Annotated in this window: 17 protein-coding genes and 1 tRNA gene; 5 read left to right on the top strand and 13 right to left on the bottom strand. The window is 60.3% G+C overall.

Annotated elements, in window-relative coordinates:
* The first annotated feature begins 10 nt into the window (after positions 1-10).
* Complete coding sequence (locus MB02_RS05970; protein ID WP_067533866.1) at positions 11-1159, top strand: DUF3089 domain-containing protein; 1149 nt, start codon at positions 11-13, stop codon at positions 1157-1159.
* Entirely contained in the window at positions 1156-1623 is a 468-nt protein-coding gene (ruvX, locus tag MB02_RS05975) for a Holliday junction resolvase RuvX (RefSeq protein WP_067533869.1), read from the top strand. The genes MB02_RS05970 and ruvX overlap by 4 nt, the downstream gene beginning before the upstream one ends.
* A 12-nt stretch (positions 1624-1635) precedes the next feature.
* Here ruvX and MB02_RS05980 read toward each other — a convergent pair whose 3' ends face one another.
* From MB02_RS05980 to argH, 4 genes are read right to left on the bottom strand one after another with little or no spacing between them, the layout of a single operon-like run.
* Entirely contained in the window at positions 1636-2406 is a 771-nt protein-coding gene (locus MB02_RS05980) for a precorrin-2 dehydrogenase/sirohydrochlorin ferrochelatase family protein (RefSeq protein WP_082825987.1), read from the bottom strand.
* Positions 2403-3665, bottom strand: coding sequence for a diaminopimelate decarboxylase (lysA, locus tag MB02_RS05985; protein WP_067533875.1), 1263 nt, complete (start codon positions 3663-3665; stop codon positions 2403-2405). Before lysA ends, MB02_RS05980 begins: the two co-directional genes overlap by 4 nt.
* 9 nt (positions 3666-3674) lie before the next feature.
* Positions 3675-3914, bottom strand: a complete 240-nt coding sequence (locus MB02_RS05990; RefSeq protein ID WP_067533877.1) for a hypothetical protein — start codon at positions 3912-3914, stop codon at positions 3675-3677.
* Between the two features lie 2 nt (positions 3915-3916).
* Positions 3917-5293, bottom strand: coding sequence for an argininosuccinate lyase (gene argH, locus MB02_RS05995; protein ID WP_082826014.1), 1377 nt, complete (start codon positions 5291-5293; stop codon positions 3917-3919).
* A 196-nt stretch (positions 5294-5489) separates the two neighbouring features.
* Here argH and MB02_RS06000 point away from each other — a divergent pair, with 196 nt between their 5' ends.
* On the top strand, positions 5490-5909 hold the full coding sequence (locus tag MB02_RS06000) for a TlpA family protein disulfide reductase (RefSeq protein WP_328585413.1): 420 nt from the start codon (positions 5490-5492) through the stop codon (positions 5907-5909).
* A 37-nt stretch (positions 5910-5946) separates the two neighbouring features.
* Here MB02_RS06000 and MB02_RS06005 read toward each other — a convergent pair whose 3' ends face one another.
* From MB02_RS06005 to MB02_RS06015, 3 genes are all read right to left on the bottom strand, one after another.
* Complete coding sequence (locus tag MB02_RS06005) at positions 5947-6192, bottom strand: hypothetical protein (protein ID WP_067533883.1); 246 nt, start codon at positions 6190-6192, stop codon at positions 5947-5949.
* Entirely contained in the window at positions 6173-6379 is a 207-nt protein-coding gene (locus tag MB02_RS06010; RefSeq protein WP_067533885.1) for a hypothetical protein, read from the bottom strand. Before MB02_RS06010 ends, MB02_RS06005 begins: the two co-directional genes overlap by 20 nt.
* A gap of 123 nt (positions 6380-6502) precedes the next feature.
* Positions 6503-6578, bottom strand: a tRNA-Val gene (locus MB02_RS06015).
* Between the two features lie 128 nt (positions 6579-6706).
* Between MB02_RS06015 and MB02_RS06020 the strand changes: the two genes are divergently transcribed.
* Positions 6707-7678, top strand: a complete 972-nt coding sequence (locus MB02_RS06020) for a zinc-dependent alcohol dehydrogenase family protein (protein ID WP_235829443.1) — start codon at positions 6707-6709, stop codon at positions 7676-7678.
* Positions 7679-7703: 25 nt separating this feature from the next.
* On the opposite strand, the gene MB02_RS06025 is transcribed toward MB02_RS06020, so the two are convergent.
* From MB02_RS06025 to MB02_RS06050, 6 genes are all read right to left on the bottom strand, one after another.
* The gene (locus MB02_RS06025; RefSeq protein ID WP_067533890.1) at positions 7704-8696 is read right to left on the bottom strand and encodes a winged helix DNA-binding protein; all 993 of its coding nucleotides are present in this window, start codon (positions 8694-8696) and stop codon (positions 7704-7706) included.
* Between the two features lie 60 nt (positions 8697-8756).
* A complete protein-coding gene (locus MB02_RS06030) occupies positions 8757-9269 on the bottom strand; it encodes a L,D-transpeptidase family protein (protein ID WP_067533892.1) in 513 nt (170 codons plus the stop codon).
* Positions 9270-9291: 22 nt separating this feature from the next.
* Positions 9292-10581 (bottom strand): adenylosuccinate synthase, encoded by a 1290-nt coding sequence (locus tag MB02_RS06035; RefSeq protein ID WP_067533895.1) that lies wholly within the window; start codon positions 10579-10581, stop codon positions 9292-9294.
* Between the two features lie 166 nt (positions 10582-10747).
* The gene (locus tag MB02_RS06040; protein ID WP_067533897.1) at positions 10748-11860 is read right to left on the bottom strand and encodes an ATP phosphoribosyltransferase regulatory subunit; all 1113 of its coding nucleotides are present in this window, start codon (positions 11858-11860) and stop codon (positions 10748-10750) included.
* Positions 11861-12019: 159 nt separating this feature from the next.
* Entirely contained in the window at positions 12020-13603 is a 1584-nt protein-coding gene (gene serA / locus MB02_RS06045; protein ID WP_067534229.1) for a phosphoglycerate dehydrogenase, read from the bottom strand.
* A gap of 96 nt (positions 13604-13699) precedes the next feature.
* Positions 13700-14827, bottom strand: a complete 1128-nt coding sequence (locus tag MB02_RS06050; protein ID WP_067533900.1) for a phosphoserine transaminase — start codon at positions 14825-14827, stop codon at positions 13700-13702.
* A gap of 173 nt (positions 14828-15000) precedes the next feature.
* On the opposite strand from MB02_RS06050, the gene MB02_RS06055 reads away from it, so the two are divergent.
* Entirely contained in the window at positions 15001-15660 is a 660-nt protein-coding gene (locus tag MB02_RS06055; protein ID WP_067533903.1) for an extensin family protein, read from the top strand.
* The last annotated feature ends 7 nt before the right edge of the window (positions 15661-15667 follow it).

The following is a 15667-nucleotide window of genomic DNA, read 5'->3' on the forward strand; positions in this document are numbered from 1 at the left end:
TGAGGGGCCCATGGCACGCAAATTCCTTTATCTCGTCGCCATTCTGACCGTTCTGGTGATTGCGGCAATGTTCGCACTCAATATATGGTCGACCGAACTGACCCGGATCGCATTCGTGCCCAAGACCGCATTCGTGGAAGAACCGGCCCTGCCTGCAAATGCATATGACGATTCCGGTATGTGGCTATCCCGCCCCGGCGCGGGCACAAAAGATCCTGCCCAATGGCAGCCGGCCTATGCGGACGGAGGGAAGCCCCGGACATCGGCTTCGACTCCCCCGCCCGGTTCCCCCGAGCCGTTTGCCGTCTTCTTCGTCCATCCGACCAGCTACATGGGAACGGCATCGTGGAACGCGCCTCTCGATGATGCCGATTCGCAGGATCGCGCACGGCTATTCCTCCGGGCGATGGCCTCTCCCTTTGCCGATGGCGGCACAATCTGGGCTCCGCGCTACCGGCAGGCTGCGTTCGGCGCGTTCCTGACCGACGACCCCAGTGCACAGCAGGCGTTGAATACGGCCTATGACGATGTTGCGCAGGCTTTCGAAAAATTCCTGTCCGAAACACCTTCGGACACACCCATTATTCTCGCGGGGCATAGCCAGGGCGCTTTGCACCTCATGCGTCTGATGCAGGATCGGGTGGCCGGTACGCCATTGGCGCAGCGAATCGCGGCAGCCTACATCATCGGATGGCCCATTTCGCTGGACCATGACCTACCGCAGATGGGCCTTCCTGCTTGCGATGGCCCTGAACAGGCTGGATGCATTGTAAGCTGGTCAAGCTATGCCGAGCCGGCCGAGCCGTCGATGACTTTCGACGCGTGGCGCAAGGAACCCGGCCTTGACGGAAAACCCCACGGCAATGGGCCCATCCTGTGCACCAACCCGTTGACGGGCAAACGCGGCGGCGATGCCCCCGCTGGCCTGAACCTTGGAACGCTGGTGCCGGACAAGGACATGAAAAACGGGGAATTGGTGCCCGCCATGGTCCCCGCCCGGTGCGACGACCGCGGTTTGCTGCTGATCGGGGAACCACCCGATCTCGGGGCCTACGTTCTGCCCGGCAACAACTATCACGTGTACGACATTCCCTTGTTCTGGGCGAACCTCCAGGCAGATGTCGCCCGGCGGGTCGCTGGGTGGAATGCCGTGTCATGATTACGCAAATGGCGTTTGAATTCGCCGGCGCATTGCCAGACGGCGGGCCGCTGATCGGCCTTGATCCCGGCACCAAGACAATCGGCACCGCCTTTTGCGATGCAGGCTGGCGTTTCGCATCTCCTGGCAAAACTCTCCCCCGGGGGAAGTTTGCGCGCGACAAGGCAGCTCTTGAGGCACTGATTGCAGAACGATCGGTCAAAGGCATTGTGATCGGCCTGCCACTCAATATGGATGGCACCGAAGGCCCCCGTGCCCAGGCCTCGCGCGCATTTGCCCGCAATCTGGCCATACTGGGCCTGCCGATTCTCCTTTGGGATGAACGCTGGTCCACCGCTGGCGCCGAACGTGGGCTGATCGAACAGGACATGAGCCGCGCAAAACGTGCCGAGCGAATCGATTCGGCAGCTGCCGCCGTCATTCTCCAGGGGGCAATCGACGCATTGGCGGGTTCGGCCTTCTAAGCTGCGGCCACTTCACCTTCTGCGCAGAACAACTACCAGACCATCCGGCTCAGGGCCTGAAAACGGCAAAGTCACGCGTTCGGCATCGGCCCTTGCACGATCGAGAATCTCTGACGGGATCGCAGGGTCGTAAAGAAGCACATCCGCCGATCCGAGCAGTCGCAGTTGACGCAGGGTCATATCTTCCGGATCATCGCTGACCACACGGATTTCCTGCCGTCCTGCGGATAACCTCTCTTCCGGGCTGGCGAGCCAGTTTTCCACTGCATCGGCAGAGCCATCCCGCATGGGGTCGAGCGCGCCACCCTGCCCCAGTGCCAGATCCAATGCCCGACGACGATCGCCTGCATCGGGCCATCGCGCACGCAAAGCGCTGCGTGCCGATTGCAAAGCGACCGCCAACGCACCAAGCCGCTGCGGCAGCAGCCCTTCCAACCGCAGACGGATCGCCTTGGCCAAACCGGCGGAAGCCCCGTCAGTCCCGATCGCCAACAGCACCGGATCGCGATCAAGCACGCTGGGCACGGTAAAATCGCACAGGTCCGGACGGTCAGTCACATTCACCAGCAACCCTAGCGTCCTGAGACGCGCCGCGGCATGCCTTGCTTCCTGATCGTCCGAGAGCGCAACAAATGCCAGCCGCGCGCCGTGGGCCTCCGTCTCACTTACCGGCAGGCCACCTGCCCGCTCAACCAATCGCCGTTTCGCATCCGCCGCGGCACCATCACCGAGGACAACAACACGCTGTCCTGACACGCGATGGAAGAGCGGGAGGCTTCTCACTCCGCGAGCCACTCCGGAATCCGCTCTGCAGCAAGCACGGCAGAGGGTTCGATTCGATCAGCCACAATGGCCCAGCGGTCTCCATCGACCATCACTTCCGGCACGAGCGGCCTGCTGTTGTAAGTGTTGGCCATCGTCGCGCCATAGGCTCCGGCAGTCCGGAATATGCCCAAATCGCCTGCCTTCACCGCATCGATCGTCCGCCCCATGGCAAACGTGTCGGAACTTTCGCAGATCGGCCCGACGATGTTGGCAAGCATCGTCTCACCGGTCGGGCGGACTGCGGCGAAATCATGCCATGCGTCGTACATGGCAGGCCGTGCGAGATCGTTCATCGCAGCATCCACGACCACGAAAGGCGCGTTGACGCCCTGCTTGACCCGGACGACTTCCGTCACCAGCACGCCAGCGTTGCCGGTGATGACCCGGCCCGGCTCGAACATGATAGTCGCGTCCCAGTCCCGCGTTACATCGGCAACCACTGCGGCGTAATCGGCCGGCGTCGGAAGCTCTTCCCCGATCTTGTATGGGACCCCCAGGCCGCCACCCAGATCCATGTGGCTGACTACAAAGCCCTGCGTACGCAATTCGCGCATCAGAACGCCCATCTTGGTGAACGCCTGCCGCGAGGGTTCGAGATCGGTTATCTGGCTACCGATATGGACGGCCAACCCACGCATATCGAGGCCATCCAGCGCGGAAAGACGCGCATAGATCCCCGCCGCCCGGTCATAGGCAACGCCAAACTTGTTTTCAGCCTTGCCAGTGGAAATCTTGGCGTGAGTCCTGGCATCGACATTGGGATTCACACGCAGTGCGCAAACCGCGACCTTCCCCAGGGAAGCGGCGATTTGCGCCAGTTCGACACCTTCTTCCTCACTTTCGAGATTGAACTGGCCAATCCCGGCCGCAACCGCCGCATGCAATTCCCGCCGGGTTTTGCCAACACCCGAAAAGACGATGTCCGCAGCCGGCATACCTGCGGCCAGAGCGCGATTCATCTCTCCTTCGGAGACGACGTCAGCGCCGTATCCTTCAGCCTTCAGCACGCTGAGCACCGCGACATTGGGATTGGATTTCACGGCAAAGGCAAGATGAGTGCGCGGAAGAATGGCCAGAGCATCCCGAAAGACGCGCGCATGGCGGGTCAGCGTGGCACGCGAATAAACGTAAACCGGCGTGCCGACTTCAGCCGCAATCTGATCGAGCGGCACATCCTCTGCATGGAGGACGCCATTCTTTAATTGGAAATGATCCATGGGACAGTCTTAGCCTTCAGGCGGGAGGTCGAAGGGATCTTCCTCGCGTTCCTCGGAACGCTTGCGCAGTTCAACACTACGCCCAGGATCAGCCTGCACCCTTGGTTCCAGCAATTCGTCGGACGTCTTGGGTTCCGCCGCACCATAGGGCGCAGGCGGCAGGCTATCGCCCTTGGCCGGCTTGAGCGCCCCCTGCGTCCCGCAAGCGGCCAGAGCGGACAGGAGCAAAACGGCGATCAGCCTGCGCATTGTCAGCCCTCCATTCCAAGCGCACGACGCGCATCGGCCACTCGCAACCTTACCTGTTCTGGCGCAGTTCCGCCATGGCTGCTGCGTGCAGCGACGGATGCCTCGACCGAAAGCGCCGCATAGACCCGTTCGTCGATCCGGCTGTCAATCGCTTGCAATTCCGCCAGAGTGAGATCGTCCAGCGCCTTCCCCTGGCTTTCGGCCAATTTTACTGCCGCACCAGTGATGTGATGCGCCTCGCGGAACGGAATGTCAGCCTGCCGCACAAGCCAGTCGGCGAGATCCGTCGCCGTCGCGTACCCCAGTTCCGCCGCTTGCCGCATCCGCTCCGTTCGGAATGTGCTGTCGGCAACCATTCCCGTCATCGCGGCAATGGAGAGACCCAACAGCCCGGCAGCCTCGAACACGGGCGGCTTATCGTCCTGCATGTCTTTCGAATACGCGAGCGGCAATCCCTTCATGGTGATCGTCAGCGCTGTCAGGCACCCGACGATCCGCCCGGCATGCCCCCGCACCAGTTCAGCCGCATCGGGGTTTTTCTTTTGCGGCATGATCGAACTGCCAGTGCTGAGCGTATCCGGCAAAGTGACAAAGCCAAAAGGCTGGCTTGCCCAGATAATGAATTCTTCGGCCAGCCGCGAAAGGTGCAATGCACATTGCGCGGCAGCCTGCAGATAATCGAGCGCGAAATCCCGGTCAGACACGGAATCGAGGCTGTTATCCGTAGGCTTGGCAAACCCCAATGCGGTGGAGGTTGCCTCCCTGTCGATGGGGAAGCCTGTTCCGGCAAGTGCCGCACTGCCGAGCGGGCATTCGTTCATACGCGCCCGTGCATCCGAAAAGCGGGAACGGTCGCGCCGAGCCATCTCGTAATAGGCCATCAGATGATGCCCCAATGTCACCGGCTGCGCGGTCTGCAAATGGGTAAAGCCCGGCATGATGGAATCCGCATGTTCGCTCGCACGGCTCACCAATGCCTGCTGCAAGGCGGCGAGACCCTCATCTGCCTGATCCATGGCATCGCGTACCCACAGGCGGAAATCCGTCGCCACCTGATCGTTCCGGCTGCGTCCGGTGTGCAATCGCCCGGCTGCCGGACCAATCAATTCGGCCAGACGGCTTTCGGTCGTCATGTGAATATCTTCGAGATCCCAATCCTCCGGGACCCCGTTGGCCTCATATTCTGCCGCAACCCTGTCGAGCCCCTCAGAAATCGCTGTCATATCCTCCGCAGAGACGATGCCCTGGGCGCCAAGCATGGCGACATGCGCCTTCGAAGCGGCAATGTCCTGACGCCAAAGCGCCTTGTCGAACGGGATAGAAGCATTGATTTCGCGCATGATCGCGCTAGGCCCTTCGGCGAACCGCCCACCCCACATCTGGTTGGAGCCTGCTGCCGTGCCCCGATTGCCATCCCGCATATTGTCGCTGTCGCTCACACTCGCCATCCCGGGCCTCGCCCTATCACTGGGCGGCTGCGATAGGCAAAGCGAGCCTCCTGCGCAACCGGCGGCTGAAAGCGGAAACAAGCAACCATCCTCGGGCACTGCCGACCGCAGCCACGCCGGTAGCGGAATGCCCGATTTTACGGTTTCCGATCCGACCGGCAAAACGCTTCGCCTGCCCGATCTGAAAGGCACTCCCGTGCTGCTCAATCTCTGGGCAACCTGGTGCGCACCGTGCGTGACGGAAATGCCCTTGCTCGACAGCTTGGCCAACGACATGCAGGGCAAATTGCAGGTCGTAACCGTCAGCCAGGACATGCAGGGGGCCGACAAGGTCGCCCCGTTCTTTGCCGAAAAGAAGTTTTCCCACCTGCCCCCGTGGCTGGACCCTCAAAACGATCTCGCCTTTCATTTCGGAGGGACAAACCTGCCGCTTTCAATCCTTTATGACGCCGATGGGCACGAGGTTTGGCGGATCGCCGGTGATCTGGATTGGTCGAGCAAGGAAGCGCGAACGCTCGTCGATGAGGGACTGAGCGGTAAATCCTGACAGTACCCCCGCAACTGGGACCATCCTTCACCACGTATCAGGGAACGCCTGAACCGCCTTTCAACCAACGAACATAAAGGCGCACGAGATTGTGACCGCGCCACATAAGATAGCGAAACGAGCCACCTACCAGTATCAGGAACGCAGGCACCAGCAGCAACCAGGTCGCGGCAATCCAGATCCCACCACCTTGAAAGAAGATATCGCCGCTATCGAGAAACGCCGACTTGGTCGCGACGCAGGTCTCGACACGATCCGCTGAATCAAAAGGATAGAACGGCATCGGCATGCTCCATGCATTCTGCGGCCAATCGATTGAATACCTGTTCCCGTGCCTGCTGCATGAAATAGCCCGATCCAAAGCCATATCCCGCGATGGCGATCACCCAGATCACTGCCAGTGACAGGCAAACGCGGAATGACAGCGTATCCGCATTCCAAAGTGGGGGCTTTTTCAGGTCGTTATTCATGGCTGGCCTATGCCCGGTTCGAGCAGTGACGTCACCCTGTGCAATCCCGCGTAAGACACTTCCATGAACCGAAAGCGCGCTTCTACACCGGACGCAGCGGATAATTTTCGAACCAGGCTGAAATGGTGGGCGGTGACGGGCTCGAACCGCCGACCCTCTCGGTGTAAACGAGATGCTCTACCAACTGAGCTAACCGCCCTTGCGCAAACCAATGGCTGCGAAGGCGCGCTAATAAACGCTTTGCGGTTCGGGTCAATCCGGCTTGGAACAGGAAAACAGGCATGGGATATTTATTCGATGACGCATGACATACCCCACATGACCGCAATGGTCTGCCATGGGCCGGGTCAATCGCTCCACACGGAAACCCGCCCAGTTCCAACGCCTAGGCCAGGGGAATTGCTCGTTGAGGTCCTCGCATGTGGCGTTTGCCGCACGGATCTTCACGTGGTCGACGGAGACATTCCCGCTAGTTACCCCATCATACCGGGCCATGAAATCGTCGGGCGAATCATCGCACTGGGGCAAGGGTATGATGATTTTGCCTTGGGAACCCGAGTCGGAATTCCCTGGCTGGGCCATGCCTGCGGTACGTGCAGCTATTGCCGGGAAGGACGGGAAAACCTGTGTGACCACCCGGAATTTACCGGTGCGACGCGCGATGGCGGCTACGCAACGCACGCCGTTGCCGATGCCCGGTTCTGCTTCCCCATTCCTGACGGACTCGGCGATCTGGAAGCCGCGCCGCTGCTTTGCGCGGGGCTGATCGGATGGCGGGCCTACCGCATGGCGGGTGAAGGTGCGCGAATCGGCCTCTATGGTTTCGGTGCAGCAGCACACATCCTTGCTCAATTGGCAATCGCGCAAGGTCGCGAAATCTATGCCTTTACCAGTCCCGGCGATACGGCGGCACAGGCTTTCGCGCACCAGCTCGGTTGCACTTGGGCCGGTTCTTCCACGCAGCCACCACCTGAATTGCTCGATGCGGCAATCCTGTTTGCCCCTGTCGGTTCACTGGTGCCAGCAGCACTCAAGGCAGTCCGCAAAGGGGGTCGCGTAGTATGCGCAGGTATCCACATGAGCGATATTCCGCAATTTCCCTATGCCGACCTCTGGGGCGAACGTGAGATTGTCTCAGTCGCGAACCTGACGCGCGAAGACGGAACCAGTTTCCTGCGCCCCGACGTTGCAGGCAGAGTAAAGAGCCACGTGGTGCCTTTCCCTCTAGCCAAAGCCAACGAAGCGCTTGCCCGCCTGCGCGAAGGTAAAATCGAGGGTGCCGCAGTTCTAATTCCCTGAAACCCGCGCTGTGATCGTCAAAATCCTATGCGAGGTGCCCCGTATCGCCGCCCAATGCGGCAAAATAACCAGCCATGGCAGAGGCACTGCGTTCCGAAAGAACAATGAAGGCGCGCCGTCTGTCCGTTTCATCTTCCACACGCTCCAGAAGCCCCGCATCCGTCATTTGCGATATCCATCGCAATCCAGTGGTCGGCGGAACATTTGCGGCAATACAAAGCGAGGTCACGGACACACGCTTACCCTCCCCCTGCGCAGCGGTAAGGTCGAGCAGGATGTCCCATGCGGGATCGGCAAACAGTCCGGCATCGAAAAAGCGGGCACGCAATTGCCGCTGCCGAATGACCTGCCGGACAAGCTGAGGTTCTGGCAATGACAGCGCACCCGCATCACCCGCCTGTGTGAAATCATCATCCTGATCCGCACCACGGAAACGCGATGCAGGCGATTTCACCCGGAAATGTCTGTCATCTGGCCACGCCAGTTCTGCACCCGATGAGCCGAACCGGTCCAATCTTTCCGCGACTTGATCGACCTGCTCCGTCAATCGTAACAGCATCAACCGATCCTGCTGCGACATTTCCCGCACTTTGAGGTTCGGAACGCGCGCCAGCACCCGGCCCAACGCAATGACCCGTTCCGCGCGCGTTGGGTCGACGAGTATCTGGGGGCGAGATTGGTCGAGACAGGCAAAGACATCGTCCAGCGCATCGACGGTGGTCGAAACGATGAAATGCGCGCCGGAACGCGCAACCCGCATATCCAGGCGACACAAGGCTGCCAGGCTGGCCGCATCCACCTGCGGACAATCGAGCAACACGACTTCGCCGAGGACCCGTATATCCTCCCCGCCAAGCAGAGTGCCGACATCTTCACACACCGAAAGGCGAAAGCCGGCCGCTTCCGCATCTTCACCCATTTCCGCACGAACATGAGGACGATCGGCAAAGACAGATACCGTCAGCGGCAATCCGGCGCTGTCGTTCGCCGGTTCATAGAGAAAATTGGCCTGCGCCATGTTCGACTCCTTTAAGTTCGAACATGATGAGAACATAAAGGGATCATGGCAAGAATTTTTTTACGGCCTGATGACTATCGGCGTTCCATCGCTCACCATCCTCCAGATTTCCTCGATCTCCGCGTTGGCCATGGCAATGCAACCATCCGTCCAGTCACCGGGTAATCGCCCGACCCGGCCATTGGGCTGCCCATGAATGAAAATGTCTCCACCGGGTGACCGTCCGTGCGCCTGAGCAAATGCCCTGTCGCTTGCGTCAGGATAGGAGATGTGGAGAGACAGGTGATAGCGGCTGTCCGGATTGCGATAATCGATGACGTATCGTCCCTCAGGCGTTCTTTCGTCGCCTTCGAACCTCTTGTGCCCAATCGGTTCGTCACCGAATTGCAGATTGGGATAGCGCCGCAGCGGTTTCCCCTGCCCATACAGCGTCAACGTCCGGTCTGACTTGTCGACCAGGACGAAATCGACCGGGATGGGTTCCGGCGGCATCCGCGTGCCGTCCTGCATGGGCACATCCCCCACGCAGGCAGCAAGTCCAAGCAATGCCGGAAGAGCCAGGATGCGCCACATGGATGCACCCTAGCAGAGAAAATCAATCTTCGAAGGGATCCCGTACCAGAATGGTATCGTCCCGTTCCGGGCTGGTCGACACGCTCGCCACCGGGCAATCGATCAGTTCCTCGATCCGGCGGATATATTTTACCGCCTGCGCCGGCAGGTCGGCCCAGCTGCGCGCACCTGCGGTGGAGCCTTTCCACCCTTCCATTTCTTCGTAGACGGGTTCCACCTCTGCCTGATCGGCCGCGTGCGAGGGCAGATAATCGATCACTTCGCCGCGCAGCTTGTAGCCGGTGCAGATCTTCAGAGTATCGAAACCATCGAGCACGTCGAGTTTGGTGAGTGCGATCCCCGTAACACCCGAAATGGCGCAGCTCTGCCGAACAAGAACGGCATCGAACCACCCGCAGCGGCGTTGGCGGCCGGTTACCGTGCCAAATTCATGACCGCGTTCGCCCAGCCGCTGGCCAACCTCGTCCTGCAATTCCGTGGGAAACGGGCCGGACCCGACGCGGGTGGTATAGGCCTTGACGATACCCAGAACGAAACCCGCCGAGCCGGGGCCAACGCCCGAACCCGAAGCCACGGTTCCACTGACTGTGTTGGAACTCGTTACAAAGGGATACGTGCCATGATCGACATCCAGCAGCACGCCTTGTGCCCCTTCGAACAGGATGCGGGCGCCTTCCTTCCGCACATCACGCAGGCGTTTCCAGACAGGCTGGGCGAATTGCAGCACGAATGGCGCGATTTCCTTGAGGTCCGCAATCAGGCGCGCGCGGTCGACCGGCGGCTCGTTAAAGCCCGCCCGCAATGCGTCATGATGGGCGCAAAGACGATCGAGTTGAGGGTCGAGCGTATCAAGATGCGCAAGGTCGCACACGCGGATCGCACGACGGCCGACTTTGTCTTCATAAGCCGGGCCGATTCCTCGGCCGGTCGTCCCGATCTTGCCCTTGCCAGCGGCAGTTTCGCGTAGCTGATCGAGATCACGATGAATCGGCAGAATCAGCGGGCAATTGTCAGCTATGGCGAAATTGTCCGGCGTGATGGCGACGCCTTGCCCAATGAGCTTCTCGACCTCCGCCTTCAGCGCCCATGGATCGAGCACTACGCCATTGCCGACAATCGACAGTGTGCCAGTCACGATTCCGGAAGGCAGCAGGCTCAATTTGTAGGTGGTTCCGTCGATGACCAGGGTATGGCCGGCATTGTGCCCGCCTTGAAACCGGACCACAGCATCGGCTCGGCTCGCAAGCCAGTCGACAATCTTTCCCTTGCCCTCGTCACCCCATTGGGCGCCGATCACCGTCACATTCGCCATTGTTCAGAATCCCTCACCCTGCCAGGTGGACCGTACACGCCCTTCGACAGGACTCGGCGTGCGGATGGCCGAAATAGGCCTGCCACAGGCCCGTTTGCGCGGCGCGGGTTACCGGCACCTGACGGAACGTGTCAAGGCACCCGGCACCACAAAACGCCGCTCAAAGTCAGAGGCGCATTGGTTCCTTACCATTCAGCACATGCGTACACCCCAGCACCTTGGCGTCGTCTCCCTCGGAAAGGGCTGCGACAGTCCGCCAACCGATGACCCGCAAACGTGCCGCCACGTCCACGTCATGCCCAAGAGGCAGAAACAGAATGTCTCGCGCATCCGTATCGCACCGGTCATTATCGACCAGCGCATCGGGATAGAGCGAAAACCCGGTTGCCGGTTCGTCCAAGCCCAGAATACGGTATGTACCACCGCGGCCCAACGCACCACGCACGCCTTCGGCATATAGCGTGAAGCCGAACCAGCTCTGATATTCGAACCCATGCCGCTCGGTCGGGTCGAGCGTAATGCGCGCCTTGCCACTGATCCGTTCGGCAATCTGCCTGAGCCCCTCAATCCGCTTGGCCAGGACACCACCGGCATCAATCGCGGCAAGCTGTTCGATAGCGTCAGCGAAGGGCCCGGTTGCATAGAGCAGCGGAAGATAGGCCCCCCCTCCCCCGGCCTTCAGCGCACCGGCATCCTTCGCATCAAGCTCTCGCCTGACAGTTTCAATCTGGTCTGCGTCAAGCGGGAATGGCCCCTTGGCAAGCGTGTCGACCAGATCCGGCAAGGTGAAATCGACGGAGATATTACGCGCCCCGGCAGAAGCGAGCGCTTCAATAGCGATCGTGACAATCTCGCTGGCTGCGGCAACCGAATCGCTACCGATCAGTTCCGCACCAAGCTGCAGACGCTCCCGCGTAGGGTCGAGGCCGTCGCCCTTGATCGTCAGCACTTGTCCGCCGTAACAAAGGCGCAGCGGACGAGGCGCTCCCGCAAGGCTCGTCGCGGCAATCCGACCGACCTGCACTGTTATATCGCTGCGTAGCGCCAGTGTCCGGAGGCTGGAAGGGTCCACGAAACGGAACATACGGCGCGGCTGGACACCATCCATGCGCCCGGCCATGGATTTCTCGAATTCAATCAGCGGGGGACGCACTCTGTCATAGCCGTGGCTATCCATCACATCCGTGACAGCACGGTTGATACGGGTCACAGCCGCCGCTTCGCTTGGCAGCCAGTCCTCGAGCCCTTCGGGCAACAGATCGCGGGTCGGGTCGGTCATAATGAGATGCCCACTAGAGCATCGTACGGAAAAGTGGACCCGGTTTTTCGGAGAAAGATCCCTGAAATTGTCTCAGGAAACCCATTTACCGTTCAACGAACGATTCCCGTCCGCCCGCAACAAGCTGGCGACGGACGGGAAACGCGCGACATTTGGCAATCAGAACTTCAATGCCTTGACCGTCTTGACGCCCGGCAGAGCGCAAGCAGCCTGCAACACCGATTCCGGAATCTCCTGATCGACAGAGAGCAGCAATACGGCTTCCCCGCCCGTTTCCCGGCGGCCAAGATGGAACGTCCCGATATTGATCCCGTTCTCACCCAGCAGCGAGCCGACCGAACCAATGAACCCCGGTGCATCCTGGTTCACGATGTAAAGCATGTTCCCTTCGAGATCAGCCTCGATGCCAATGCCGAAAATTTCGACCAGCCGCGGTTGATCCTTCCCGAACAGCGTACCCGCAACCGAACGCGGCCCCTGGCTTGTCGCCACGGTGACACGCAGCAACGTGTGGTAAACGCCTTCGCGTTCATGCCGCACTGTTCGTACGTCCAGCCCCCGTTCCTTGGCCAGGAACGGCGCATTGACCATGTTCACGGAGTCGGAATAGTTGCTCATGAACCCGGCGAGCACTGCCGCCGTCAGCGGCTTTCCATTCAGTTCCGCAGCCGCGCCTTCGCGTTCGATGCTGATTTCCGTCAGATTGCCATGCGCCAGTTGGCCGACCAGCGAGCCGAGCTTTTCCGCAAGCCCCATGTAAGGCCGCAGCTTGGGCGCTTCCTCCGCGGACAGCGACGGCATGTTGAGCGCATTGGTGACGCCGCCATCGATGAGATAGTCGGACAGCTGTTCCGCCACCTGCAACGCGACGTTGACCTGCGCTTCCGTGGTCGAAGCACCAAGGTGCGGGGTGCAAATGAAGTTAGGCGTACCGAATAACGGCGATTCCTTGGCCGGTTCCGTCTCGAACACATCGAGCGCGGCCCCCGCTACCTGGCCACTGTCCAGTGCTTCCTTGAGCGCCGCTTCATCAATCAATCCGCCACGCGCGCAATTGACGATTCGCACGCCCTTCTTGGTCTTGGCCAGATTTTCCTTCGACAGGATATTGCGGGTCTGATCGGTCAGCGGCGTGTGCAGCGTAATGAAATCGGCACGCGTAAGGAGCTGGTCCAGTTCGACTTTTTCGACGCCAATTTCCAACGCCCGTTCTTCGGTCAGGAAGGGGTCGAAAGCCACCACTTTCATTTTCAGGCCCAGTGCCCGGCTGGCGACGATCGAACCGATGTTCCCCGCGCCGATCAGGCCCAGAGTCTTGCCGGTCACTTCGACCCCCATGAAGCGGTTCTTCTCCCACTTTCCAGCCTGGGTGGACGTGTTGGCTTCCGGGATTTGGCGGGCCAGCGCCATCATCATGGCAATCGCATGTTCGGCAGTGGTGATCGAGTTGCCGAACGGCGTGTTCATCACCACCACGCCCTTGGAACTGGCGTAGGGAATATCGACATTGTCGACACCGATTCCGGCGCGGCCAATCACCTTGAGGTTGGTTGCCGCGTCGAGAATTTCCTTGGTGACCTTGGTTGATGAACGGATCGCAAGGCCATCGTATTCACCGATGCGCGCAATCAACTGCTCCGGATTTTCACCGGTGATTACATCGACATCGCAGCCCCGAGCTTCGAAAATCTTCGCCGCGTTCGGGTCCATCTTGTCGGAAATGAGGACTTTGGGTTTGGTCATGTCAGTCACTCCGTTGGGAGTATCCCTGCCGGTGCAGGAACGTAATTTCGGGAGAAGAAGGCGCCGCCCTTCCAGAACAGGGCGGCAACCCTTCAATCAGGCTTTGAGCGAGGCGTATGCCCAATCCAGCCAGGGACCGAGCGCTTCGATGTCAGCCGTATCGACCGTGGCACCGCACCAGATGCGCAACCCGGCCGGCGCATCGCGATAACCCGCGATATCGTAGGCGGCACCTTCGGCTTCCAGCAGTCCCGCAAACTTCTTGATGAAGTCGGCATCGGCACCCTCCACCGTCAGGCAGACACTGGTAATCGAACGATTGGCCTTGTCCGCACAAAGATGGCCGAGCCAGTCGCGGCTTTCTACGATGGCATTCAGCGCATCGGCATTGGCCTGGGCGCGGGCCTTGAGCCCTTCCAGCCCCCCCAGCGACTTGCCCCATTCGAGCGCGGCGATGCAGTCTTCCACCGCCAGCATGGACGGAGTGTTGATCGTTTCGCCCTTGAATATCCCCTCGATCAGCTTGCCGCCCTTGGTCAGGCGGAAAACTTTCGGCAGCGGCCAGGACGGCGTATAGCTTTCCAGCCGCTCGACCGCACGCGGACCAAGGATCAGCACACCATGTGCGCCTTCACCGCCCAGCACCTTCTGCCAGGAGAAAGTGGCGACATCGATCTTGTCCCACGGAATATCGTAGGCAAACACACCGCTGGTCGCATCGGCAAAGGACAAGCCCTGCCGGTCATTGGGAATCCAGTCGCCATTGGGAACGCGAACGCCGGAGGTCGTACCGTTCCAGGTGAAGATCACGTCATTCGACCAGTCGACAGCACCCAGATCCGGCAAATGACCGTAATCGGCGCGAAGGACAGTCGGTTCGAGCTTAAGCTGCTTGAGCGCATCGGTGACCCAACCTTCACCGAAGCTTTCCCACGCCAGCGTCGTCACCGGACGTTCGCCCAGCATTGTCCACATCGCCATTTCAAATGCACCCGTATCCGAACCCGGTACGATGCCAATGCGATGGGTATCAGGCAGTTGCAGCACTTCGCGCATCAGGTCGATGCAATAGCCGAGGCGGCTCTTGCCGATTTTCGCGCGATGCGATCGGCCAAGCGAGTCGGTGGCTAGGTTTTCGAGGGAATATCCCGGCGGCTTGGCGCAGGGACCGGAAGAAAAAAACGGACGCGCAGGCTTGCGCACCGGAAGCGTATTCTCAGTCATGTAGACTCTCCTTGCAGAGAGCTCGCGCGGCGTTGGGACCGCGTGGCCCGAAGCCGCCAATAGGGTCGCGTCCGGGCATGTCAAGCCGAAGCTTGACGAAACGGTCGATATCGTTCGACAAGGCACTGCTTCGTCAACCGGATATTAACCATGGAGCTGGCAGAGGCAGAAACATGAGGCGGATCTTTGCTCTCCTGCCCGTTTTGGCAATGCTCGGCGCTTGCATGGACATTCCGCAAGCATCCAAAGGGCGCAGCGTGCGCCAATCCACGACTGTGACCTCTCCCAGGCCGGAAGCCCGACAATGCCTGGCAGAACTCGGTCACACCAGAGCCAATTTCACCCCCCTGCCGGATCGGTACTTCGGAGCAGGCTGCTCCAACCTCAACACGGTGGAATTGTCCGCCATAAGGGGGGACTATGAGGAGCTAGGCGTCTCCAACCTGGGGCCCGTCGCATGTCCCGTCGCCAACACTCTGGCTGGCTGGGCACGTTATGGCGTCGATCGCGCGGCTCGCCAGATGCTCGGCAGCGGGTTGGCCAGAATCGAAACCATGGGCAGCTACAATTGCCGCAATGTTGCCGGCACAGCACGTCGTTCGGCACATGCCACGGCCAATGCCGTGGATATTGCGGCCTTCATTCTCGAAGACGGTCGCCGGATCAGCGTTCTGGACGACTGGAATGGCGGCAGCACAAAGGAACGCCAGTTCTTGCGGGTAGTGCAGGACAGCGCATGCAAACGGTTCGGGACCGTTCTGGGCCCCGGCTACAACACCGCACATCGCGACCATCTTCATCTCGAAGTCAGTGACAGCGCGTTTTGCCGGTAAGATACGG

This window comes from Croceicoccus estronivorus, from assembly GCF_001625325.1.
GTDB lineage: Bacteria > Pseudomonadota > Alphaproteobacteria > Sphingomonadales > Sphingomonadaceae > Caenibius > Caenibius estronivorus.